Source organism: Micromonospora citrea (assembly GCF_900090315.1).
Taxonomy (GTDB): Bacteria; Actinomycetota; Actinomycetes; order Mycobacteriales; family Micromonosporaceae; genus Micromonospora; species Micromonospora citrea.
The window spans coordinates 6,798,543-6,819,589 of the sequence record NZ_FMHZ01000002.1 but is presented as its reverse complement, the minus strand read 5'-3'; the positions used below and the strand labels follow the sequence as shown (position 1 = coordinate 6,819,589).

Annotated in this window: 23 protein-coding genes and 1 pseudogene; 11 read left to right on the top strand and 13 right to left on the bottom strand. The window is 75.8% G+C overall.

The annotated features are described in order from the left end of the window. The first annotated feature begins 135 nt into the window (after window positions 1-135). The 3 genes from GA0070606_RS30220 (at window position 136) to GA0070606_RS30210 (ending at window position 2,144) form a co-directional block, all read left to right on the top strand. The gene (locus GA0070606_RS30220; protein ID WP_091106621.1) at window positions 136-744 is read left to right on the top strand and encodes a hemerythrin domain-containing protein; all 609 of its coding nucleotides are present in this window, start codon (window positions 136-138) and stop codon (window positions 742-744) included. A 109-nt stretch (window positions 745-853) separates the two neighbouring features. Continuing rightward, window positions 854-1,882: a LysR family transcriptional regulator gene (locus tag GA0070606_RS30215; RefSeq protein WP_091106619.1), complete on the top strand. Its 1,029-nt coding sequence runs from the start codon at window positions 854-856 to the stop codon at window positions 1,880-1,882. Between the two features lie 19 nt (window positions 1,883-1,901). Further along, a complete protein-coding gene (locus GA0070606_RS30210; RefSeq protein ID WP_091106617.1) occupies window positions 1,902-2,144 on the top strand; it encodes a hypothetical protein in 243 nt (80 codons plus the stop codon). A 130-nt stretch (window positions 2,145-2,274) separates the two neighbouring features. Here the strand turns inward: GA0070606_RS30210 and GA0070606_RS30205 are convergent, their stop codons facing one another. The 3 genes from GA0070606_RS30205 to GA0070606_RS30200 are packed head-to-tail and all read right to left on the bottom strand — an operon-like array spanning window position 2,275 to window position 5,365. Next, on the bottom strand, window positions 2,275-2,625 hold the full coding sequence (locus tag GA0070606_RS30205) for a DUF3140 domain-containing protein (RefSeq protein WP_091106615.1): 351 nt from the start codon (window positions 2,623-2,625) through the stop codon (window positions 2,275-2,277). Continuing rightward, window positions 2,625-2,795, bottom strand: coding sequence for a hypothetical protein (locus GA0070606_RS32795; RefSeq protein ID WP_176737477.1), 171 nt, complete (start codon window positions 2,793-2,795; stop codon window positions 2,625-2,627). Before GA0070606_RS32795 ends, GA0070606_RS30205 begins: the two co-directional genes overlap by 1 nt. A 14-nt stretch (window positions 2,796-2,809) precedes the next feature. After that, window positions 2,810-5,365: an ATP-dependent Clp protease ATP-binding subunit gene (locus GA0070606_RS30200; protein WP_091106613.1), complete on the bottom strand. Its 2,556-nt coding sequence runs from the start codon at window positions 5,363-5,365 to the stop codon at window positions 2,810-2,812. 253 nt (window positions 5,366-5,618) lie between these two features. Between GA0070606_RS30200 and GA0070606_RS30195 the strand changes: the two genes are divergently transcribed. The 6 genes from GA0070606_RS30195 (at window position 5,619) to GA0070606_RS30170 (ending at window position 11,633) form a co-directional block, all read left to right on the top strand. Beyond that, complete coding sequence (locus tag GA0070606_RS30195) at window positions 5,619-6,023, top strand: hypothetical protein (protein WP_091106611.1); 405 nt, start codon at window positions 5,619-5,621, stop codon at window positions 6,021-6,023. Window positions 6,024-6,146: 123 nt separating this feature from the next. After that, window positions 6,147-6,407, top strand: coding sequence for a hypothetical protein (locus tag GA0070606_RS30190; protein ID WP_091106609.1), 261 nt, complete (start codon window positions 6,147-6,149; stop codon window positions 6,405-6,407). A gap of 9 nt (window positions 6,408-6,416) precedes the next feature. Continuing rightward, window positions 6,417-7,787, top strand: a complete 1,371-nt coding sequence (locus tag GA0070606_RS30185; protein ID WP_245724876.1) for a hypothetical protein — start codon at window positions 6,417-6,419, stop codon at window positions 7,785-7,787. Beyond that, entirely contained in the window at window positions 7,780-10,443 is a 2,664-nt protein-coding gene (locus tag GA0070606_RS30180; RefSeq protein WP_091108402.1) for an FtsK/SpoIIIE domain-containing protein, read from the top strand. The genes GA0070606_RS30185 and GA0070606_RS30180 overlap by 8 nt, the downstream gene beginning before the upstream one ends. Continuing rightward, entirely contained in the window at window positions 10,440-11,105 is a 666-nt protein-coding gene (locus tag GA0070606_RS30175) for a hypothetical protein (RefSeq protein WP_091106607.1), read from the top strand. Before GA0070606_RS30180 ends, GA0070606_RS30175 begins: the two co-directional genes overlap by 4 nt. Window positions 11,106-11,276: 171 nt before the next feature. After that, entirely contained in the window at window positions 11,277-11,633 is a 357-nt protein-coding gene (locus tag GA0070606_RS30170) for a YciI family protein (protein WP_091106606.1), read from the top strand. Between the two features lie 161 nt (window positions 11,634-11,794). Here the strand turns inward: GA0070606_RS30170 and GA0070606_RS30165 are convergent, their stop codons facing one another. The 3 genes from GA0070606_RS30165 to GA0070606_RS30155 form a co-directional block, all read right to left on the bottom strand. After that, window positions 11,795-13,063 (bottom strand): cupin domain-containing protein, encoded by a 1,269-nt coding sequence (locus GA0070606_RS30165; protein WP_091106603.1) that lies wholly within the window; start codon window positions 13,061-13,063, stop codon window positions 11,795-11,797. A gap of 10 nt (window positions 13,064-13,073) precedes the next feature. Continuing rightward, window positions 13,074-13,361 carry a hypothetical protein gene (locus tag GA0070606_RS30160; protein WP_091106601.1) on the bottom strand — a complete coding sequence of 96 codons (288 nt, stop codon included), beginning with the start codon at window positions 13,359-13,361 and terminating at the stop codon, window positions 13,074-13,076. Window positions 13,362-13,504: 143 nt separating this feature from the next. Continuing rightward, window positions 13,505-14,938, bottom strand: coding sequence for a glycoside hydrolase family 10 protein (locus GA0070606_RS30155; protein WP_091106599.1), 1,434 nt, complete (start codon window positions 14,936-14,938; stop codon window positions 13,505-13,507). Window positions 14,939-15,119: 181 nt separating this feature from the next. Here GA0070606_RS30155 and GA0070606_RS30150 point away from each other — a divergent pair, with 181 nt between their 5' ends. Next, on the top strand, window positions 15,120-15,893 hold the full coding sequence (locus GA0070606_RS30150) for a PIG-L deacetylase family protein (RefSeq protein WP_245724875.1): 774 nt from the start codon (window positions 15,120-15,122) through the stop codon (window positions 15,891-15,893). 164 nt (window positions 15,894-16,057) lie between these two features. Here GA0070606_RS30150 and GA0070606_RS30145 read toward each other — a convergent pair whose 3' ends face one another. The 7 genes and pseudogenes from GA0070606_RS30145 to GA0070606_RS30110 form a co-directional block, all read right to left on the bottom strand. After that, the gene (locus GA0070606_RS30145) at window positions 16,058-16,486 is read right to left on the bottom strand and encodes a DUF2267 domain-containing protein (RefSeq protein ID WP_091106597.1); all 429 of its coding nucleotides are present in this window, start codon (window positions 16,484-16,486) and stop codon (window positions 16,058-16,060) included. A gap of 304 nt (window positions 16,487-16,790) precedes the next feature. Further along, complete coding sequence (locus GA0070606_RS30135) at window positions 16,791-17,663, bottom strand: DUF72 domain-containing protein (protein ID WP_091106593.1); 873 nt, start codon at window positions 17,661-17,663, stop codon at window positions 16,791-16,793. A gap of 44 nt (window positions 17,664-17,707) precedes the next feature. Continuing rightward, window positions 17,708-18,106, bottom strand: coding sequence for a TraR/DksA family transcriptional regulator (locus tag GA0070606_RS30130; protein ID WP_091106591.1), 399 nt, complete (start codon window positions 18,104-18,106; stop codon window positions 17,708-17,710). Window positions 18,107-18,269: 163 nt separating this feature from the next. Next, the gene (locus GA0070606_RS30125) at window positions 18,270-18,908 is read right to left on the bottom strand and encodes a nucleoside/nucleotide kinase family protein (RefSeq protein WP_091106589.1); all 639 of its coding nucleotides are present in this window, start codon (window positions 18,906-18,908) and stop codon (window positions 18,270-18,272) included. A 25-nt stretch (window positions 18,909-18,933) separates the two neighbouring features. Beyond that, window positions 18,934-19,539, bottom strand: coding sequence for a winged helix-turn-helix domain-containing protein (locus GA0070606_RS30120; protein ID WP_091106588.1), 606 nt, complete (start codon window positions 19,537-19,539; stop codon window positions 18,934-18,936). A 388-nt stretch (window positions 19,540-19,927) separates the two neighbouring features. Beyond that, window positions 19,928-20,118, bottom strand: a pseudogene (locus tag GA0070606_RS30115) (winged helix-turn-helix domain-containing protein); the annotation flags it as partial. Between the two features lie 47 nt (window positions 20,119-20,165). Beyond that, window positions 20,166-20,543 (bottom strand): cupin domain-containing protein, encoded by a 378-nt coding sequence (locus GA0070606_RS30110; protein WP_091106586.1) that lies wholly within the window; start codon window positions 20,541-20,543, stop codon window positions 20,166-20,168. 63 nt (window positions 20,544-20,606) lie between these two features. Here GA0070606_RS30110 and GA0070606_RS30105 point away from each other — a divergent pair, with 63 nt between their 5' ends. Continuing rightward, window positions 20,607-21,008 carry an ankyrin repeat domain-containing protein gene (locus GA0070606_RS30105; RefSeq protein ID WP_091106585.1) on the top strand — a complete coding sequence of 134 codons (402 nt, stop codon included), beginning with the start codon at window positions 20,607-20,609 and terminating at the stop codon, window positions 21,006-21,008. Window positions 21,009-21,047 lie beyond the last annotated feature (39 nt).

The following is a 21,047-nucleotide window of genomic DNA, read 5'->3' as shown; positions in this document are numbered from 1 at the left end:
GCCGCGCGCCGCCCGCCCCGCCGCGCGGGACGGTGCCGGCGGGGCGGTCACCCGGTTTCGCCGTCGCCGCGCTCGGGTACCGCCGGTCCCGACCGCACCCACGACGCGCTCCGCCCGCCGCCCGAGGAGGGCACGATGACCGTTCCCCTGCCGCCGCTGCCGCCCACCGGAGAGGACGAGGTCTTCCGGCCGGGCGGGCGCAGCATCGCCGACATCGTCGACGCCGAGCACCGGCAGCTGACCGCGCTGCTGCGCCGGCTCACCGACGCCGACCCCGAGCCGGCGCCGGAGGGCGGCGCCACGGTGCTCACGGCGGCGCTGTCCCGGCACCTCTCCGCCGAGGAGCAGTATCTGCTGCCCGCGGTCCGGGCGGCGCTGCCGGACACCGCCGCCCGGGTGGACCGGGTGCTCGCGGACGACACCGAGCTGCTGACCCTGCTGCGCGGGCTCGCCGCCGACGGGCTGCCCGAGGTCGACGCGCGGGTCCGCCGCCACGTCGAGGAGGTGGGCGCCCTCGTCGCGGCGCTGCGGCAGGCCGCCAGCGCCGAGGAGCTGATCCGCCTGGGCAACCGGCTGGAAATCGCCGAGGAGGCCGCGCCGACCCGGCCGCACCCGGGCACCCCGGCGACCCCGCCGTGGAACCGGGTCGTCGAGCCGGCGGTGGGCGTGGTCGACAAGGTGCGCGACGCCGTCACCGGCCGCCCCACCCACCTCGCCGACCTGGCCGAGCCGCCGCCGGGCTGAGCCGCCGACGCCGTCGCGGGACGACGGGGCGACGATTCGGGTACGCATCGGCAAGTGTTGATCCGCTCGGGCCCTTCCGTCGGCCGCTGCGGGGTCATACCGTCACTCTATGAATCTGGAGCTGCGACACCTGAGGGTGGTCTGCGCGATCGCGGAGACGGGGAGTGTGACCAAGGCGGCCTCGACGCTCGGCCTGGCCCAGCCGGCGCTCACCGCCCAGCTCCAGCGCATCGAGCGGACGTTGGGCGGGCCGCTGTTCGAACGGGACCGCCGCGGCGCGCGGCCCACCGCCCTCGGCGAGCTGGTGCTCGCCCGGGCGCGGGTGCTGCTGCCGGCCATGAAAGGCCTGCAGGACGAGGCGGCCCGGCTGGCCGGCGCCGGGGACGCTCCCCGGCGCTACCGGCTCGGCGGGGTGAACAGCCCGATCCTCGGCCGGCTCGTGCACCGGCTCGCCGCCGATCCCCCGCCGGCGCAGATCACCACCCACGCCTCCTGGTCGGCCGAGGAACTGGCCCAGCTGGTGGCCGGCGGTCGGCTGGACTTCGCGCTGATCGGGGTGTGCGGCGACGCCGCGCCGCCGGCGGAGTGCGGGCTGAGCTGGCGGGAGGTGGCGGTCGACCCGGTGCTCGTCATGCTGCCCGAACAGCATCCGCTGGCCGACCGGGCCGAGGTGCCCCTGGCGGACCTGCGCCGTGAGCAGTGGGTGGCGGCGCCGGGCGACGGCTGCTTCGGCGACTGCTTCGCCGCCGCCTGCGCCCGCGCCGGCTTCACCCCCCGCAAGCTGTACGAGGCGGACGTGCGCGTCTGCATCGACATGGTCGACTCCGGCGAGGCGGTGGCGCTGTGCCAGGCCACCTTCCGCCCGGTCGCCGGGCTGGTCACCCGGATGCTGGCCGGGACGCCGCTGCGCTGGCGGCTGATGCTGGGCTGGCACCCGGACTCCCCCGCCGCCCGGGACGCCGACGCGGTGCTGGAGACCGCGCTGGCCGCGTACACCGACTCGTTGGCGGCGCACCCGGACTACCTGTCCTGGCTGCTGCGCAACCCGGGCTTCGGGGCGCGGGGGCCGACGACCGCCGGCCCGGACGGGGCGCGGGGGCTGACGACCGCCGGCACGGACGGGGTGCGAACGGCGTAGCGCCGGGTATCAGGCGGACATGACCGATCTCTACCCCGCCGCCGACGACCGGGAGATCCTCCGGCAGGCGGCCGCCGCGCACACGTCCGCCGCCCGCGACGTGGAGGCGTTCCTGCGTCGCCTGCCCGAGGTGCCCGACCCGGCGGACGTGACGGAGTACGCCAACCTGCTGACCCGCGAGGAGCGGGCGCGCGCCGACCGCGAGGCGGCGGCCGACGCCGCGGGCCTGACGATCGGCAGCCTGGAGAGCGACCACGGCTGACGGTGCCGGCCGACGGCGTACCGGGAGCAGGCCCGGTACGCCGTCGGTGCGTCGGTCTACGATTTCCGCCGCGAAGCGGTCGGCCCCCGGCGCGACGTGGTCCGGGGGTCAGCGCCGCGACGTGGGCCGGTCAGCGTTCGACGAGGACGTCGTGGCCCAGGTCGAGCAGCGCGTGCCGCCACTCGTCGTCGGCGTTGCCGCGGGGCGGCTTCGCCTCCAGCAGGTTCTGGATCTCGTCGATCGCGTCCTGCATCACCCTGATGTCCTCCGGGGTGAGGTCCACCTTGCGCTTGCTGAGCACCCGCAGGATCTGCCGGCCCGGTTCGGGCAGGTCGAGGTCCGGGTCCGGCCCGAACGACTCCTCCCCCGAGCCGCGGGTGAGCAGCCACTGCCGCAGTTGCTCGGACGGGACGTTCACCTGGGCGTGGAAGTCGTCCCAGAGGACCTCCACCTCGGGATCGAGCCGCTGCTCGCGTACCATCAGCCCTCCTCTCGACCGCGACGGTCGGACGCCGGCGGCTCCGGCTCGTCGCCCTGCTGCTGGCCCAGGCCCTCCGGCGGCACCTGCACCCGGGCGGGGTTCGCCGTCGGCGGCGCCAGGATCCGATCGGTGCGGTCGGTCTCTTCCTGGGTCTCCTCCGGTTCGGTCATGTCCGCCCTCCGGCTCATCGGGGATGGGACGTGCTCGCCGCGCGGTACCCGCGCTCGCCGGCGGCCACGTCGAAGGCGAGGCGGCCGTCGCGGGCGTCGACGGTGACCTTCTGGCCGGACGAGACGGCCGATTCCAGCAGCATCCGGGAGAGCTGGTTGTCCACCTCCCGCTGGATGACCCGGCGCAGCGGCCGGGCACCGAACTCCGGCTGGTAGCCGTGCTCGGCGAGCCAGTCGACGCCGGCGGTGGTGAAGTCGACCTGGATGTCCTGGGCGTGCAGCCGGCGCCGGGTCTCCTCCAGCATCAGCTCGGTGATCTGGCGCAGCTGCTCGGCCTCCAGCCGGCGGAAGATGATCACCTCGTCGATGCGGTTGAGGAACTCCGGGCGGAAGTTCTCCTGGAGCCGACGCATGAGCCGCTCGCGCAGCTCGTCGCGCTCGGCGTCGGTGCCCGGCGCGCCGGCGCCGAACCCGACGGCGCGCTGGGTGCCGGTGATCAGCTCCGAGCCGAGGTTGCTCGTCATGATCAGCACGGTGTTCTTGAAGTTGACGGTACGGCCCTGGCTGTCGGTGAGCCGCCCGTCGTCGAGGACCTGGAGCAGGATGTTGAACACGTCGGGGTGGGCCTTCTCGATCTCGTCGAGCAGCACCACCGCGTACGGGCGGCGGCGCACCGCCTCGGTGAGCTGGCCGGCCTCCTCGTAGCCGACGTACCCGGGCGGTGCGCCGACCAGCCGGCTGACCGTGTGCCGCTCCTGGAACTCGCTCATGTCCACCCGGACCATCCGGTCGGCCTCGCCGAAGAGCGCCTCGGCGAGGGCGCGGGCCAGCTCGGTCTTGCCGACGCCGGTCGGCCCGAGGAAGAGGAAGCTGCCCATCGGCCGCTCCGGGTCGGCCAGCCCCGTACGCGAGCGGCGCACCGCCTCGGCGACGGCGGTGACCGCGTCGTCCTGGCCGACCACCTTCTCGTGCAGGTGGCCCTCCAGGCGCAGCAGCCGGTCGCGTTCCTCCTCGGTGAGCTGGTTGACCGGGATGCCGGTGGCCCGGGAGACCACCTCGGCGATCTCGCGCGGCCCGACCGCCGGCACCTGCGACGTGCCGCCCTCGTCGCCCCGTACCCGGCGAATCTCCTCCTCCAGCTCGGCGAGCCGGTCGCGCAGGGCGGACGCCTTCTCGTACTGCTCGTCGGCGACGGCCTGCTCCTTGTCCCGCCGCACCTCGTCGAGCTGCGTCTCCAGCTCGCGCACGTCCGACGCCGGCGTGCGGGTGCGCAGGCGGACCCGCGCGCCCGCCTGGTCGATCAGGTCGATCGCCTTGTCCGGCAGGTACCGGTCGGTGACGTACCGGTCGGACAGCTCGGCCGCCGCGACCAGCGCCTCGTCGGTGAACCGCACCTGGTGGTGCGCCTCGTAGCGGTCCCGCAGGCCGCGCAGGATCGCCACGGTGTCCTCGACGCTGGGCTCCGGCACGTAGACCGGCTGGAACCGGCGGGCCAGCGCCGCGTCCTTCTCGATGCTCTTGCGGTACTCGTCCAGCGTGGTCGCGCCGATCACCCGCAGCTCGCCCCGGGCCAGCGCGGGCTTGAGCATGTTGGACGCGTCCATGCCGCCCTCGCTGCCCGCCCCGCCCGCGCCGACGAGGGTGTGGATCTCGTCCAGGAAGACGATCAGCTCCTCGCGGTGCGCGCGGATCTCCTCGATCACCTTCTTCAGCCGCTCCTCGAAGTCGCCCCGGTAGCGGGTGCCCGCCACCAGGCCGGCCAGGTCGAGCTGGACCACCCGCTTGCCGAGCAGCGTCTGCGGCACGTCGCCGTCGCAGATCCGCTCGGCCAGGCCCTCCACGATGGCGGTCTTGCCGACGCCCGCTTCGCCGATCAGCACCGGGTTGTTCTTCGTCCGTCGGGACAGGATCTCGACGGCCTGCTCGATCTCCTCGGCCCGGCCGATCACCGGGTCGATCTGGTCGTTGCGGGCCAGGTCGGTGAGGTCCTGGCCGTACTGGTCGAGGGTGGGCGTGCCCCGGTCCGGCTTCGGCCCGGCCATCGGCCCGCGTTCGGCACTGGCGGCCTGCAACGACTCGGGCTGGATCCGGCCGGCGGCGAGCATCCGGCCGGCCGGCGACTCCGGGTTCAGCGGGAGCGCCATCAGGATGTGCTCGGGACCGATGTAGTTCGCGCCCATCGCCCGCGACAACTGGTGGGCGTCCAGCAGCGCCCGCTTCGCGGCGGGGGTGAGCGACAGGTTCGGCGGCACCTCGCCGCGGGGCGCGCCGTCGCCGCGCCCGCCGAGCGCGTTGAGCAGCGTGTCCGGGTCGGCGCCGGCGCGACGGACCAGGTCGCGCAGCGGCTCGCGTTGCAGCGCCGCCCAGAGCAGGTGGTCGGTGTCCAGGTCGGTGCTCTGCCGCTGGGCGGCCCGGCGCGCGGCGTCGGCCAGCATCTCCCGGGCGTCGGCGGTCATCAGTCGCGTGATGTCGACCCGGTGCGCGGGTCGGCGCCCGCCCTCGCCCCGGCCGAAGTACCGGGCCAGGAACTCGTCCCAGGGGTCGGAGCCGAAGTCACCGGGTCCCATCATCTCTGTCCTCCGCTGCTCGGGCGCGGCACGGTCGCCAGGGGCTACCCGGCGGTCGGCCCGACAAACGCCCGCCACGCCCGGGCCGCCCGCGTGCGTCGGCGGCCCGGGCCCTCGCGCGGGAGGGCACCTTTCCCGCGTCGGCGGTGGGGGAAGGCCCCCGTCGCACCTCGCGGGAGGGCACCCTGCCGCGTCGGCGGTGGCGGGTGGCCCCTCCTTACGCCTCGCGGGGCGGGCGGGATGGCAGGCTGGCGGGATGGACGCGACGCCTCTGCTGATCGTTGACGCCGCCAACGTGGTGGGTTCCCGCCCGGACGGCTGGTGGCGGGACCGGGCCGGCGCCACCGCCCGGCTGCGCGACTCGCTGGCCCCGGTGGCCGCGGCCGGGCTGCCCCCGGAGCTGCCGCCGCCGGTCGAGGTGGTGCTGGTGGTGGAGGGCCGCGCCCGCGACGTGCCGGGCACGTCCGGGGTCCGGGTGGTGGCCGCGGCGGGCTCCGGTGACGACGCCGTGGTCGCGCTCGTCGCCGCCGCGCCGGACCGCCGGCGGTTGGTGGTCACGGCCGACCGTGAGCTGCGGGAACGGGTCACCGACGAGGGTGCCGAGGTGTACGGCCCGCGCTGGCTGCGCGACCGCGCCGACCCGTCCGACGGGTCCCGTTGACCGGACTCCGGGCGCTTCCGGTCGACAACCGGTCACCGGGGCAGGAACACTGACAGGGCGGATGTTCCCGCACCCCGACCGTAGGCTCTAATGGAGGCCTCCCCGCCCCCAGGAGGTTTCGCCGTGGCGAGCGTCGCCGAGCTCAAGGCAGCCATCGATGTCGCGCTCCAACAGATCGGCGACGGCCAGAGCGCCGTGCAGGCGGCCGGCGAGAAGCTGGCCGAGGCGCAGCAGACGCTGGCCGGCGCGCTGGAGGGCAGCGGGCACGAGACGGTGGAGGCGGCCCAGTCCTCGCTGACCCAGGCCAGCCAGGAGCTGGAGGAGTGCCTCGCCGCGACACTCGTCGCGGTCGAGCAGGCGCAGCTCTACATCGCGACGCTCTGAGGCCGGGCCGTGTCCATCGTCGAGGACGTGGGCGCGCAGGTCCGCGCCGCCGCCGAGGAACTGCCGATCGCCCAGCTCGCCCAGGCGCTGGAAGCGTTCGGGCTGGCCGCGGAGCGGCTGCGCTGGGTGCGTCAGGAGTCGGCCGACCCGATGGGCGTGCCGGAGCTCTCGGCCGCCACCGAGCACGCCGAGACCGCCGGGTACGCGCTGCGCGTCGCGCAGGAGCAGCTCTCGGCGTACCTGGCCGCGATCGGGCTGGGGCCCGACGGCGGGCCCGCGCCCGGGCCGGAGCGGCAGCAGCGGCGGCCGGCGCACGACGCCCCGCGCGAGGCGGCACCGGTCGCGGCGGCGCCCGAGCCGGCCGGCGAGGTGAAGCTGCGCCGCTGGTGGTCGGTGCGGGTGGCCGAGCTGACCGGCGGCCGGGAGGGTCCGCCGGACGACCCGGACGAGCGGGTCGGCGACTCCCGCGAGCTGCTGCGCCGGGTCGTCGACGGGGTCCGCTCCGGCGACCGGGGCCGGCTGCACGCCGAGCTGCGCCGCGCGCACGCCGACGTCGGCCTCGGCCTGGCCGCGGTGGCCCCGCCGCTGCTGCGCGACCTGGCCCGGGAGCTTCTCGGGCACCCGCCGCGCGCCGACGATCTGGGGCGGCTGCACAGCGAGCTGGACGGCCGGGTCCGGGACCTGCTGCCCGGGCTGCCCGCGCCGGTGCTGGACACCCTGCTGACCCGGGTCTGCCGGATGCCGCCACCGCGCCGCGACGAGGCCGAGCGGCCGCACGCGGCCGATCCGGCGGTCACCGCGGGGGTGCTCACCGGCGTGCTGCTGGCCCGGCTCGGCCGCGACCTGCCGGCCGGCGACGAGCGGGACCGGCGGGCCGAGGCGGCCCGGGCGCGCCAGGCCGACGAGGAACGGGACCGGCGGGCCGACGCCGCGAGCCGCCGGGCGGCCGACGCCGAGTGGGAGCGGCGCGCCGCCGGCGCGCGGGAGCGGGCGGACGCCGCCCGGGAGCGGGTCGCCGCGGCCACCGACCGGGCGGCCTCGGCGCGCGAGCAGGCCGTCGCGGCGGCCGAGCGGGCGGCCGCCGCCCGGCGGAACGCCCCGGCGGGCGGCGGGCCGTCCGGCACCGGTGGGCCGGCGGGAGGTGGACGGCCGGCTTCCGACGGCCCGGCGGGCGGTGGACGGCCGAGCGCCGACGGCCCGACGGGCGGTGGACGGCCGAGCGCCGGCGGCCCGGCGGCGCCGCCCGCGGCGGGCGCCGGTCGCGGCGCGGCGGGCGCGGGCCGGCCCGGCGCCGGTGGCCGCGTCTGGTCGAGCCCGCCGGCGGGTCGCCCGACCACCGGCGGGGGCGGGGAGCCGCGGCCGCGGGGCGTCGATGGCTGACCGGCGGACGCAGCTGGTCGACCGGGTCCGGGGCATGCTCGGCGAGGCCCTCGGCGCGACCCGGACCCGGCTGTCGACGGCGCACGAGGAGCTGACCGCGGCCCGCGAGCGGCTGGCGAAGGTGCGGCGGGCCGCGGCAGCCGTGCCGGAACGGGTCGGCGCGCAGCGGGACCGCCGACTGGCCGAGATCGAGGACCGGCACGCGGCGCGCCTCGCCGAACTGGCCCGTCGCGCCGCGGACGCCGCGCTGCGGGAGGCCCCCGGCGCCGCGTCCGCCGACTGGGCGCGCTGGCGCCCCACCCCGGTACGGCGCGCGGAGCCGCCGGGCGCGCTGCGGATCGGCACGGTACGCATTCCGGGCGCGGAACCGGTGCCCGCGCTGGTGCCGCTGCTCGACGCCGGCCACGTCGAGCTGGCCGGGGACGACCGCGAGGGTTGCGAGGCGGTGGTCTCGGCGCTGCTGCTGCGCGCCGTCGGCCGCGCCGACCCGGGCACCGTCCGGCTGGTCGGCTACGACCCGGACCACCTGGGCGGCGGGCTGGCCGGCTTCGCCCCGCTCGGCACCGCCGGGCTGCTCACCTTCGTCGGTCCCGGCGGGCTGGCCCGGCTGCTCGACGACCTCGTGGAGCAGATCCGCCGGATCAACGAGACCGTGCTGGCCGGGGAGCACAGCTCGCTGCGCGAGCTGGCCGCCGCCACCGGCCGACGGCCCGAGCCGTGGCGGGTGGCGGTGCTGCTCGGCGGGGACGAGCTGTCCCGGCACGAGCGCGGCCAGCTCGACCGGGTGGTCCGCACCGGGGCCGCCTGCGGCGTGCACCTGGTGGTCCGGGGCGTCGCGCTGCCCGACGACCGGACGGTGACCCGGGTGACGGTCGACCGGGACGCCACCTGGATCGGCGCGCTGCCCGTCCGGCTCGACCCGCCGCCGCCCGCGACCCTGGTCACCGAGACCTGCCGCGAGGTGGCGGCGCGGGTGAACGCCGGCCCCGCACCCACCCCGTTCACCGACCTGCTGCCGCCGCCGGAGCGGATGTGGCGCGAGGACTCGGCCACCGGGCTGACCGCGCCGATCGGCGAGGGCCCGCACGGCCGGCCGGTGCAGCTCACCCTCGGCGACTACCCGCCGCACGCGCTGATCGGCGGACCGTCCGGCACCGGCAAGACGAACCTGATCTTCGCCTGGATCGGCGCGCTGGCCGCCCGCTACTCCCCCGCCGAGCTGGAGTTCTATCTGCTGGACTTCAAGGAGGGGGTGTCCTTCGCCCGGTTCGCCCAGGGTCGGCGCGACCCGAGCTGGCTGCCGCACATGCGGCTCGTCGGGATCAACGTCAACACCGACCGGGAGTTCGGCCTGGCGCTGCTGCGCTTCCTCGCCGAGGAGCTGCGCCGGCGGGCCGACGCGGCCAAGAAGCACGAGGTCACCAAGCTCGCCGAGCTGCGGGCGGTCGACCCGACCGGGCACTGGCCACGGATCGTGGCGGTGGTCGACGAGTTCCAGATGCTCCTGGCCGGGCGGGACGTGGTCGCCCGGGAGGCCGCCGACCTGCTGGAGGACCTGGCGCGGCGCGGCCGATCGCAGGGCATCCACCTGGTACTCGCCTCGCAGGACGTGCGCGGCATCGAGGCGCTGTGGGGGCGTCCCGCCCTGGTCGCCCAGTTCACGCTGCGCATCGCCCTGCCCAAGGCGCTGCGGATCCTCGCCGAACGCAACGACGCCGCCCAGTCGCTGCCCCGGCACCACGCGGTCGTCAACGCCGAGTCGGGCATGGCCGAGGGCAACCAGATCGCCCGGATCCCGTCGGCGAGCGACTGGGAGACGTGGAGCGAGTTGCAGCACCGGCTGTGGCGGATGCGCCCGCAGGACGCCGCCCCGGCCCGCCTCTTCGACGGCGACGCGATTCCCCGGCTCGCCGACGCGCCGGACTTCCGGGCGCTGGCCGCCCCGGAGACCGGTCACCCGCGTACGCCCGTCGCGCTGCTCGGCGAGATCATCGACGTGCAGGCGCGCTCGGCGGCGCTACGGCTGCCCCGGGCGCCCGGTCGCAACCTGGCGGTGCTCGGCACCCGGGTGGACGAGGCGTGCGCGGTGCTCGACGCGGCGGCCCGCTCGCTGGCCCGCCAGCACCGGCCCGGCACGGCCCGGTTCTCCATCGCCTGCCTCGACCCGGACGCCGACCCGGCGGCCCGCTCGCTCTACGAGGACCTCGCCGACGACGCCGCCTGGTACGACGAGGAGACCGTCGGCGAGCTGATGGCCGAGACCGCCGAAGGGCTCGAGGCGCCGGGCGTGCCGCACTACCTGCTGCTGTTCGCCGTCGACGCGGCGGCCGGGACGCTCGGGACGCGGGTGGGCCGGCGCACCGGGCTGGAGGAGCTGCGCCGGATCCTGCACGACGGGCCGGAGCGGCGCACCCACGTGCTGGCGTGGTGGCGGGGCGTCGCCCGGATGCGCGCCGACCTGGGTGGACCGGCGGCGCGGACGGACCAGATCGGCGCCTGGGTGGCGCTGGACGCCCACGGGGGCGAGCTGGGCTCGTCGCTCTATCCGGGCACCGGCGGCCCGGACTGGTATCCCCGCCCCTGGCGCGGGCTGTTCTTCGACCGGGCGGTGCACCGCACCGGTCAGGTGATCATCCCCTACGGACCGTCGCGATGAACGAACCGGTGACCAGTGAGACGTACGCCGACCAGCTTCGGCGGCTGGCCGAGCTGACCGCGCGGGTACGCGCCCAGCGGGCCGAGGCGCACACCTGGCACGAGCAGCAGTGCGCCGCCGCCGAACGGGCGGTGGCCGACGCCGAGGCCGCGCTCGCGCGCGCCGAGCGGGAACTCGTCGACGCGCGGGAGCTGCAGGAGCGGGTCGACGCCGAGGCCGCCCACCTGTGGCAGCAGTTGCGCGGCCGGCTGGGCGGCAGCGGCCGTCGGGCGGGCGGGCCGCCAGCCCCGGCTCCCGGCGCCACCGCCGACCCGGTGCCGCTGCTCGACGGGGTGCGGGAGCTGCTGAACCGGACCCGCCAGCCCGGTGACCTGCCGGGCTCGGTCAACCCGCTGCTGGCGCTCTGCGGGGTGGCCGGCGCCGTGCTCGCGTACGCCCTCGGGGGCGCGGCGCGGGCGGCGGGCGACCGATACGGCGGCGAACTCGCGGTCGGGCTGCCCGTGTTGGCCCTGGTGGTGACCCTGCTGGGCCCGCTGGTCGGCCTGGTGCCGGCGAAGGTCCTGGCGGATCGCCGGCACGCCGTGCTCGGCCCGCGGCCGATGGCCGTCGTGCTCGTCGCCGGGCTGGTGACCACCGTCGCGCTGCTGGTCGCCGGCCGCTGACCCGCCGGGGCGGGCGGCGTTCCCGGCGCGGCGGCGTTCCCGGCGCGGCATCTCCGACGCCGAGGGCATATCCGGCGCGGCCCGGGCAGCGCGTCGTCGATCCGACGGGCCGCCGTTCGTGTAGACGGGAGAGGCCGGGCGACGCCGGCCACCCGACGAGAGGAAGCTGCGATGCCGAACTTCGTGCTCAACGTGATCCAGCCCGACGGCGACGCCCCGCCGCCGCCGGAGTTCCTCGAGCCGATCATGCGGGACGTCGGGGCCGTCAACCAGGAGATGCGCCGCAGCGGCGTCTGGGTCTTCGGCGCCGGGCTGGCGCTGGCCCACACCGCCCGGGTGGTCCGGGTCCGCGACGACGAGACGTTGCTGACCGACGGCCCGTTCGCCGAGGGCAAGGAGCACGTCGGCGGCTTCACCGTGATCGCCGCGCCGGATCTGGACGCGGCGCTGGGCTGGGCGGCGAAGCTGTCCCGGGCGACCACCCTGCCGATCGAGGTCCGCCCGGTCACGGCCCTGGACACCGCCTGACCCGAGCCTGCCCACGGGCGGGCACGCGCCCGACCATGATCCGCGCAACTTCGGCGAAGGTGCCGGCTCCCACCGGCGGGAGGCGACAACTTCCCCGAAGTCGCGCGGTACAGGTCCCGGCACGGCGTCGGGGCGGGTGCGGCACGGCGTCGGGGCGGCGCTCAGGCGGGGACCAGCACGGCCTCGCGCAGGAGGCGACGGGCCAGAGTGATCCGGTCCGCGTCGTCGTCCAGGCCCGGCAGGTCGCCGACCCGGGCGGCCTCCCCGGTGAGCAGGGCGCGCACGGCCGGCTCGCACGTCGCGGGCAGGGTGATGGTGCGGTCGAACAGGCGCAGCGCCAGCCGGTCCCCCTGCGGGGCGAGCTGCCAGCGCAGGCCCGGGCGCGGGGCCAGCCGGGTGTCGGTGCCCAGCGCGGCCAGCGCGTTGGTCTGGGCCAGCGGGCGGATCGGCGCGGGTCGGGCGGCCGGCCAGGCCCGCTGGCGCAGCCGCGCGGCCACCGCGGCCGGTTCGGCCCGCAGCAGCCAGTCCCGCAGCGCCTCGACCGTCTCGGTCAGCTCCGGCTCGATCGCGTCCGGGTCGGCGACGTCGGTGCCGAACGGCAGCGTGGCCCGCAGCCGCTGGTCCTCGGCGGCGAGGGCGAGCAGCTCCTCGACCAGCGCGTACCGGGTCAACGCCCGGACGCCGACGGTCAGGTGCAGCGAGCTGGACTCCTGCGCCTGCGCGCTGTGCAGCCAACCGCGGGGCAGGTAGAGGGCGTCGCCGGGGGCGAGCACCACGTCGAGCGCGGGCGGGCCGTCGGCGGTGGCGGCGACCTCGTCCGCCCGCCCGCCCCAGGGCTGCTTCTCCAGCGGGTCCGGCAGCACCGGCGGGTGGATCCGCCAGTGCTTGCGGCCGTCGACCTGGAGGACGAAGACGTCGTGGGTGTCGTAGTGGGTGGCGAAGCCCTGGCTGCCGGCGGGGGTCAGGTAGGCGTTGACCTGCAACGGCTGCCCGACCGCCGCGCCGAGGTCGCGGGCGAAGTCGATCAGGGCGGGCCAGGTGCGGTGCAGGCCCTGCAACACCAGGGTGGCCCCGTCGGCGTAAAGCTCCAGGACCCGTTCGTCGAGGACCTGGTCGCCGATCTCGGCGCCGGCGCCGCCGCCGCCGGTGAAGCGGGCCGCCGGGACGAGCTGGCCGTCCTTGGCGACGCGCAGGAACGGGCTGCGCAGGCCGCGCCGGCTGAGCAGCTCGTCGGCGTCGGCGGGGCTGAGCAGGTCGGTGAACCCGGCGGCGTTGGGCAGCTCGTCGGCGCGGGACAGCAGCGGCGTGCGTCCCCAGTGGGCGGCGGCGAACTTCGCCGGCTCGACCGACACGCAGCGGGTCAGCGCCGCGTCGGCCGCGGACGGAACCGCCGGGCGGCCGTGGCCGCCCGGCGGGTCGATGTGCGTCATGGCGTGCCGCTCAGGCGCTGCCGTCGGCGCCGCCGTCGTGCTGCCCCGGCGTCGCGCCACCGTCGGCCGGGCCCTCCGCGCTGCCGTCGGCGCCGCCGTCCTGCTGCCCCGGCGTCGCGCCACCGTCGGCCGGGCCCTCCGCGCCCTGGTCGGCGCCCTTGTCGGTGCCGCGCTCGACACCGCGGTCGGCGCCACCGTCGGCGCCGCCGTCCTGCTGACCGGGGGTCGCGCCGCCGTCGGCCGGGCCCTCGAGGCCGCCGCCGCCGGTGGTCTGGATGTCGTCGTCGTTGAGTGCCATCGGTGCTCCCTCGGGATGTGCCGCCCCGCCGTGCGCCGGGGTCCGTCGTGCAGCGGGTGGTACCCCACGCGCGATCTTCTCTAACCCACCGTAGACGTCCGGCCGGGCCCGCACCGGCGGTTCCCCGGGCACGGCGGTACTGCTCAGGCGGTACGGCAGGGCGCGCCGTTGAGGGTGAACGCCGACGGCGACGGGTTGGTGCCGCCGTGGGTGCCCTGGAATCCGAAGCCGACGGTGCCGCCGGCGGAGATTGTGGCGTTCCAGCTCGCGTTGCGGGCCTCGACCTGGGCGCCGTTCTGGGTGACCGTGGCGTTCCAGGCGTTGGTCACCCGCTGGCCGGCGGGGAGACCGAAGGCGACGGTCCAGCCGACGACCGGCGTCGTGCCGTCGTTGCGGACCCGCACCTCGGCGGTGAAGCCGTTGTTCCACGAGTTGGGCACGTAGGCGACGGTGCAGCCGGTGCCGGGGGCGGGGGTGCTCGGGGCGGGCGTGGTCGGGGTCGGGGTGGCCCCGCCGCCGAGCGCCTCGGCCACCGCCTGGTACGCCGGCTTGGGCGCGTAGTTGTCGTCCCAGATCAGCGCGGCACCCTGCCCGGGGAAGACCGACGGGATCCAGGAGTATCTGTCGGTGATCCCCCAGGTGGTGACGCCGGCGCAGCGGGCGACCGCGAGGCAGGCGGCGACCACCCGCCGGTAGTCGGCGGCCTGGGTGGCCAGGTTGGCCGCGCTGGCCGGGGTGGGCATCCGGATGTCCAGTTCGGTGATGCGCACGTCGACGCCGAGGTCGGCGAAGCGCTGCAGGTTGGCCTGGAGGTCGCCGGGGACCTGCCCGACGATCAGGTGCGCCTGGAAGCCGACGCAGTCGATGGGCACGCCCCGGGCCTTGAAGTCGCGGACCAGGTTGAAGATCGCGGTGCTCTTCGCGTTCACCCCGTCGGTGCTGTAGTCGTTGATGCACAGCTTCGCGCCGGGGTCGGCGGCCCGGGCCGCGCGGAACGCCTCCTCGATCCAGCCGTCGCCGATGCGCTGCTGGAAGACGCTGTCGCGCCGGCCGCCGGAGCCGCCGTCGGCGAACGCCTCGTTGACCACGTCCCAGGCGACGACCTTGCCCCGGTAGTGGCCGGCCACCCCGGCGATGTGGGCGCGCATCGCCGCCAGCAGCTCGGGCCCGGGCAGCTCGGCGGCCCAGCCCGGCAGTTGGGAGTGCCAGACCAGGGTGTGTCCGTACAGCCGCTTGCCGCCGGACGCGGCGTAGTCGGCCACGGCGTCGCCCTGGCCGAAGTTGAACTGGCCGCGGGCGGGCTCGGTGGCGTCCCACTTCATCGCGTTCTCGGCCACCACCAGGTTGAACTCGTTGTCGGCGATCTGCTTGTACGGGGCCTCGGCGAGGCGGCCGGGGTCGATGGCCACGCCGATGTCGCGGCCCTTGGCGTCGGCCAGGCTCTTCAGCGTGGTGGCCGCCTCGGCGGCGTCGGGGCGGCTGATGCCGTGGCCGACGGCGAGGACGGCGCCGGCGGCCAGCACGGCGGCCAGCAGCGCCGGTCGGATCCGACCGGCTCGGTGAGGGTGGGTGGGCATGAGGTCCCTGTCCTTCGTCGGGCCGCCCGGTGCGGGCGGCGGGGGTCGACGTCGGTCGATGGGAGCGCTTCCAGCATGCTGGCATCCGTGTGGTCCACCGTCAACCGTCTCCACCGCCGCCCGCCCGGGAACCGCGCCCGGCACGCCCGCCGGGCGGCGCGGCGGTGCCGGTGGTGGCAGGATGGTCCGGTCGGACGTGGAGGTGGCGATGACCGAGGGCCCCGGGCCGCTGGAGCCGGTGACCGAGCAGTGGCAGCGCGCCCTGGCGATCGTGGCGCACCCCGACGACCTGGAGTTCGGCGCGGCCGCCGCCGTCGCCCGCTGGACGGGGCAGGGCAAGCAGGTCGTCTACTGCCTGGTCACCAGCGGCGAGGCCGGCATCGACGGCATGCCGCCGCCGCGGGCCCGTGAGGTGCGCGAGCGGGAACAGCGGGAGTCCGCCGCGCTGGTCGGCGTCGACACGGTGGAGTTCCTCGGCCTGCCCGACGGCGTCCTGGAGTACGGCGTGCCGCTACGCCGGGAACTCGCCGCGGTCGTACGCCGGCACCGCCCCGAGATCGTCGTCACCAACAACTTCCGCGACACCTGGGACGGGGCGTACGCGCTGAACCAGGCCGACCACATCGCCACCGGCCGGGCCGTGCTGGACGCGGTCCGCGACGCCGGCAACCGGTGGGTCTTCCCCGAGCAGCTCACCGACGGCGTCGAGCCGTGGAACGGGGTGCGCCAGGTCTGGGCCGCCTCCTCCCCGCTCGCCGGGCACGGGGTGGACGTGACCGACACCTTCGACCGGGGGCTGGCCTCGTTGCGGGCGCACGAGGCGTACCTGACCGGGCTGGGCGACGGCAGCTTCGACGCCGAGGAGTTCCTCGAAGGTCTGGGCCGGCCCGTGGGCGCCCGGCTCGGCGTCCGCTACGGCGCCGCGTTCGAGGTGTTCCACTTCGACCTCTGGTAGGGCCGCCCGATGATCCTGCTCGGCGCCTCGGGGTGGCAGTACCGCGACTGGCGGGGCCGCTTCTACCCGCAGGGGCTGCCGCAGTGAATGACCGTCGGTTGGGCCGAGGCGACGTGCGGCCCGCCCCACCGGCGGTGGGGCGGGCCGTCGCGCGTGCCGGCGCATCAGGGAATGATGTTCGCCATGTCCCTGGGCATGGTGGCCTTCACGTCGTCCCACTCGCCCTGGGTGACGTGCCGGCGCAGGGTGTCCAGCACCACCTGCACCACGCGCTCCGGGCCCCCCTCGACGTCGTACGGGAAGCCCTGCCGGACCTCCAGCAGGAAGTCGTCCCGGTTGAGCTTGATCGGCACGTCCTGCGGCTTCCAGCCGTCGAAGTAGATCCCGCGCACCAGCACCGGCAACTGCGCGGCGAACTCCACGCTCTCCTGCACCGGCATCCGGTCGCGCAGCAGGTGCAGCACCGTGCGCAGCGCGCAGTAGGACTGGTTGCGTTGCTCCTTCGGCCAACCGTAGGCCTGCTCGATGTCCTTGAGGATCAGGTTGGTCTTGTCCATCGAGGACTCGAACGCCGAATGCAGCTGCTCAGCCATCGTTCCACCCCCGTACGTCGGTCTCCCACCGTCGGTCGTCGTCACGTCGCGGCGGCCCCACCGGGCCACGCGGCTGTCGGGTCGGGCCGACCCGGCTGGCGCGCGGCGCCGACCGGGCGTCGCCGGAGGATCCGACGACGTGCAGCACGACGCCGCGCCGTCGATCCGGTACCACCCGAACCGTCATCTCCAGCCACCTCCGTGGTGTCGGTTCCGCGGTCGCGGTCGACCGCACGCACCCTCCATGCTGCGCGGCGGCGGGGTGAGCGGACCTCACCCGGACGGGATGAGAAGTCGCCGCGGCTCAGCCGGCGTCGAGCAGCCCGGCGAGGGTGGCGGCGTTGGTCTGGGCGTAGTCCCGGTAGCAGTTGTTCATCAGCACGTGGGTCTGCCGCGTGGAGTCGGCCAGCTCGCGCAGCTTCGGCGCCCAGTCGCGCAGCTCCCGGTCGGAGTAGCGGTAGCCGAACTTCTCGTGGATGTCCCTGCTGGTCCACTTGTCGCTGTGCCCGTGGAAGCGGACCACCGCCAGGTCCGCGGTCGCGGCCAGCACCGGGGGCACCGACGAGCGGTGCCCCTGCGGCATGTCCACGCAGACGTACGCCAGCTCGTGCTGGCGCAGGAAGGCCAGGGTCTCCTCGGCGTTGTCGCCGTCGAACCAGGACGCGTGCCGGAACTCGTAGACCGGGCGGAGCGGGGCGCAGCGCTTCGCCACCTCCAGCAGGTACTGCTTGTTGTCCCGCTTGATGGTGAACCAGGGCGGGAACTGGAACAGCAGTGCGCCGAGCTTGCCCGCCTCGACCAGCGGGTCCAGGGCGCTGAGGAACCTCGTCCAGACCTCCTCGTACGCCTGCGGCGGCAGGTCGTCGGGATAGAGGTTCTTCTTCTCCGTCTCCGGCCGCAGGTCCCTGTAGAGGGCGGAGATCCGGGTCGGATGCCCGGTGAGCAGGCTGAACGCCTTGACGTTGAAGGTGAAGCCGGGCGGGGTCCGCTCGGCCCACAGGCGCGCCGTCCGCTCGGCGGGCGGCGAGTAGTAGGTGGCGTCCACCTCGACCAGCGGGAACCGGCGCGCGTAGTACGCCAGCCGCTTCTCGGGCGTGTCTGCGGTCTGCGGGTACCAGCCTGAGTCCAGCAGCGTGCGGTCGGTCCAGGAGGCGGTGCCCACCTTGATCTCACCCATGGGTGGAGTCCACCGTGCCCCGGACCGACCGGCAACCGCTCGCGTCAGGCCGCCCGGCGCTCCCGGTTCTGCTTGCACTGCACGCAGGTGGTGGCGGACGGGAAGATCTCCAGCCGCTCGACCGGGATGGCCGCGGAGCAGCCCTCGCAGAAGCCGTAGGTGCCCTCCTCCAGCCGGGTGAGCGCGTGCTCGAACTGGGCACGGCGGTCGAGGATGGTCCGCAGCAGGGACTGCGCGGTGTCCCGCTCCGCCGTCTTGGTGCCGCTGTCGGCCTGGTCGTCGCCGGCGGTGTCGCCGACCTCCACCAGTCGCAGCACCTGGCTCTGCAGCACCGCCTGCTCGTACTCCGCGGACAGCTCGTCGTAACGAGCCTGCAGGGAGCGCCGGATCTGGTCGATCTCCGCCTGGGATCGGCCCGTACCGACCTTGTCGTGGACGAGCATCGCTGCCTGCCTTTCTGGGCCTCAAGGTCCGCCTGGGCGCCGGTGCGTGGGCCCGGGCCGTGGTCGTCTCGCGCGCGGGTGAGATCACCCGTGCTCTGTGAGCCGGCCGAATACCCCGACCCGCCGACGATCAAACCGGCGACTTTTCCGGACGTCGCGGCGGTCACGAGGACACCGCGGACTCCACCAGGGCCGGGTGGCGGGGGTCGTCGGCACGGACCACGACGTCGGCGAAGGAGGTGGGCACGACCTCGTCGGCGTACCGGGCGAAGGCGGGCAGCGTCCACCGCAGCGCCGGGTCGGTGCGCCGGGCCAGGGCCGCGGGAGACAGCGCCAGGTGGACCGTGACGTCGAAGGGCAGGCCGCCGCCGAGCAGCAGCGCCCCGCTGACCAGCACCACGCCGCCGGGCGGCAGATCGACGTACGCGGCGCGGCTGGCCCGGTCGGTGCGGGCGTCCCAGAGCGTGGGCAGCACCCGCCCGGATCCGCCCGGCCCCGCCGGGTCGAGCACCTCGCGGCGCAGCCCGGCCTCGTCGACCCAGCCCTCGTAGTACGCGTCGGGGTTGGTCCGGCCGTGTTCCAGGCGGACCGAGGCGGGGCGGAGGAAGTCGTCGGCGCGCACGTGCAGCACGGGCCGGCCGAGCGCGCGCAGCGGGTCGACCAGGGCGGCGGCCAGGGCGTCCGGGCCGGCGGCCGGGGCGCCGTCGACGGCCACGCGCAGCCGGCCGGCGACATCGGCGCCGGCGAGCCGCTCGGTCAGCTCGGTGACGAGCCGATCCGGGGAGATGGGGCGGATCCGCATCCGACCATCGTGCCCCGCCGGCCGGTCAGCCGCTGCGGTCGATGGTGACCCGGGCGTCGTCGGCGAGCCGGTAGCCGACGCCGTAGACGGTGGTGACCAGCGGGACGTCGACGCCGACCTTGCCGCGCAGCCGGCGCACGTGCACGTCGACGGTGCGCACCCCGGCGTGCTCGTAGCCCCAGACCGCGTTGAGCAGCTGCAGCCGGGTGAACACCCGGCGGGGGTGGGCCACCAGGTGCAGCAGCAGGTCGAACTCCAGCCGGGTCAGCGGCAACGGCTCGCCGTCGCGCAGCACCGAGCGGGACGAGGCGAGGATGTGCAGGGCCGGGATGGTGGGGGCGGCGGCCGGGCGGGACGGCGACCGGCCGGCCGGCACCGGGTCGGGGCGGCGCTCGACGGTGGCGGCGGTGATCGTGCCCTCGCCGCGTTCGAGCATCTCGCGGGCGGCCTCCAGCAGCCGACGGGCGGGTGGGGTCAGCGACTCCTCGCAGGCCAGGGGGATGTTGAGGGTCACCGTGAGCATCGGCGCGGCCGTGTTGGCGGGGCGGCGCTGGCCGCCGGGGGGCCGACCGGGAACAGCGGGCTGGGACGTATGCCATCCGGCGCGCGACGAGGCGGGGCTGACCGACATGGTCCTCCTTGGCTGGTCCGGGTATCTCCCCACGGCCCGGGACGCCGCTTCATCGATGCTTCCCGGCGCCGGTGCGAGGGTCAAGGGGCGGCTGCGTTGCATGAATGTGACAATTGACGAACGCACAGGAGCCGAACGCTCGCTCTGCGTACGAAGCCTGATGATTACAGCAGAGCCGCCGGGTTGCCCCGATACGGGGGGTCCCCGTCCGGTTCACATTCGTCGAGGTCGTCGCGCCACAGCTCAGCGGACGCGGTCCGGGTCGAACGCGGCCGAACGGCGGGCGCGCTCCCAGTGTGGGGACTCGACCGCGCGGCGCGTCCGGAACCCGGACGCGCCGCGAGAGGGCGGGACGGGGGCACGGGCCTTCAGGGCCCGCCCCGGCCCGTCAGCGACCCCGGTCGACCTCGATCCGGGCCTCGTCGGCCAGGCGGTAGCCGACACCGTGGACGGTGGTCACCAGCGGCGTGCCGGCGTCGAACTTGGCGCGCAGCCGCCGCCGTGCACGTCGACGGTGCGAGCCACCGCGTGCTCGTAGCCCCGGACGTTGGCGAGCAGTTGCAGGCGGGTGAAGACCTGAGCAGTTCCGCATGTCGGGACACGGACGTCCACGCACCCCGCGCGGGTCAGCGGCGCACGGGTGGCTCCACCCGGTAGCCGGGGACCGACGGCCAGCGGACGGTCAGCACCACCGACTCGCGCTCGGCGTACCAGGAGTGGTCGACGCCGCGCCCCCACACCACGTAGTCGCCGGGCTCGCGCAGCACCACCGTCCGGTCCGGCAGCTCGACCCGGAAGCACCCGCTGACCAGCACCAGCAGGGCGGTCCGCCGCTCGCCGGTCGCCCACCGGGAGCGCGCCTCCCCGGCCGGGTGCACCCCCCACTTGACCTCGACGTCGGTGCTGTGCCGGGCGTCGCCGGGCGGCATGAAGTGGCCGAGCAGCCAGCCCGCGTTCGTCGCCCCGTCGACACCCGCGTTGCCCACGTACACCGTGTCGTCCATCGCCCCTCCCCCAGCACGCCGGCCGAGCAACCTACCAGGCGCACGCCCGACTAGCCTGGACCGGTGAGCGAGGAACTCGACGCCGAGACCCTGGCGTTCGCGCACCGGATGTTCGACCTGGCACGCGACGGCGCGACCGACGAGCTGGCCGCGAACGTCGACGCGGGCCTGCCGGTCAACCTGACCAACGGCAAGGGCGACACCCTGCTGATCCTGGCGGCCTACCACGCCCACCCGGAGACCGTCGCCGCCCTGCTGGCGCGGGGCGCCGACCACAGCCGCGCCAACGACCGGGGGCAGACGGCGCTGGCCGCCGCGGCCTTCCGCAGCAGCGGCGACGCGGTCCGGGCACTGCTCGCCGCCGGGGCCGACCCGCACCACGGCACGCCGTCCGCGGTGGAGACGGCCCGCTTCTTCGACCTGCCCGAGATGCTGGCGCTGCTGACCGGGCCGCGGGCCGGCTGAGGAGGTCGTCCCGCGCGGTCGTCGCCGGACCGGTATACA

Excerpts from the sequence above, each read along its gene's own strand:
- GA0070606_RS30220 (WP_091106621.1), top strand. The coding sequence starts at position 136 with ATGACCGTTCCCCTGCCGCCGCTGCCGCCCACCGGAGAGGACGAGGTC.
- GA0070606_RS30215 (WP_091106619.1), top strand. The coding sequence starts at position 854 with ATGAATCTGGAGCTGCGACACCTGAGGGTGGTCTGCGCGATCGCGGAG.
- GA0070606_RS30210 (WP_091106617.1), top strand. The coding sequence starts at position 1,902 with ATGACCGATCTCTACCCCGCCGCCGACGACCGGGAGATCCTCCGGCAG.
- GA0070606_RS30205 (WP_091106615.1), bottom strand. The coding sequence starts at position 2,625 with ATGGTACGCGAGCAGCGGCTCGATCCCGAGGTGGAGGTCCTCTGGGAC.
- GA0070606_RS32795 (WP_176737477.1), bottom strand. The coding sequence starts at position 2,795 with ATGACCGAACCGGAGGAGACCCAGGAAGAGACCGACCGCACCGATCGG.
- GA0070606_RS30200 (WP_091106613.1), bottom strand. The coding sequence starts at position 5,365 with ATGATGGGACCCGGTGACTTCGGCTCCGACCCCTGGGACGAGTTCCTG.
- GA0070606_RS30195 (WP_091106611.1), top strand. The coding sequence starts at position 5,619 with ATGGACGCGACGCCTCTGCTGATCGTTGACGCCGCCAACGTGGTGGGT.
- GA0070606_RS30180 (WP_091108402.1), top strand. The coding sequence starts at position 7,780 with ATGGCTGACCGGCGGACGCAGCTGGTCGACCGGGTCCGGGGCATGCTC.
- GA0070606_RS30175 (WP_091106607.1), top strand. The coding sequence starts at position 10,440 with ATGAACGAACCGGTGACCAGTGAGACGTACGCCGACCAGCTTCGGCGG.
- GA0070606_RS30170 (WP_091106606.1), top strand. The coding sequence starts at position 11,277 with ATGCCGAACTTCGTGCTCAACGTGATCCAGCCCGACGGCGACGCCCCG.
- GA0070606_RS30165 (WP_091106603.1), bottom strand. The coding sequence starts at position 13,063 with ATGACGCACATCGACCCGCCGGGCGGCCACGGCCGCCCGGCGGTTCCG.
- GA0070606_RS30160 (WP_091106601.1), bottom strand. The coding sequence starts at position 13,361 with ATGGCACTCAACGACGACGACATCCAGACCACCGGCGGCGGCGGCCTC.
- GA0070606_RS30155 (WP_091106599.1), bottom strand. The coding sequence starts at position 14,938 with ATGCCCACCCACCCTCACCGAGCCGGTCGGATCCGACCGGCGCTGCTG.
- GA0070606_RS30150 (WP_245724875.1), top strand. The coding sequence starts at position 15,120 with ATGGTCCGGTCGGACGTGGAGGTGGCGATGACCGAGGGCCCCGGGCCG.
- GA0070606_RS30145 (WP_091106597.1), bottom strand. The coding sequence starts at position 16,486 with ATGGCTGAGCAGCTGCATTCGGCGTTCGAGTCCTCGATGGACAAGACC.
- GA0070606_RS30135 (WP_091106593.1), bottom strand. The coding sequence starts at position 17,663 with ATGGGTGAGATCAAGGTGGGCACCGCCTCCTGGACCGACCGCACGCTG.
- GA0070606_RS30130 (WP_091106591.1), bottom strand. The coding sequence starts at position 18,106 with ATGCTCGTCCACGACAAGGTCGGTACGGGCCGATCCCAGGCGGAGATC.
- GA0070606_RS30125 (WP_091106589.1), bottom strand. The coding sequence starts at position 18,908 with ATGCGGATCCGCCCCATCTCCCCGGATCGGCTCGTCACCGAGCTGACC.
- GA0070606_RS30120 (WP_091106588.1), bottom strand. The coding sequence starts at position 19,539 with ATGTCGGTCAGCCCCGCCTCGTCGCGCGCCGGATGGCATACGTCCCAG.
- GA0070606_RS30110 (WP_091106586.1), bottom strand. The coding sequence starts at position 20,543 with ATGGACGACACGGTGTACGTGGGCAACGCGGGTGTCGACGGGGCGACG.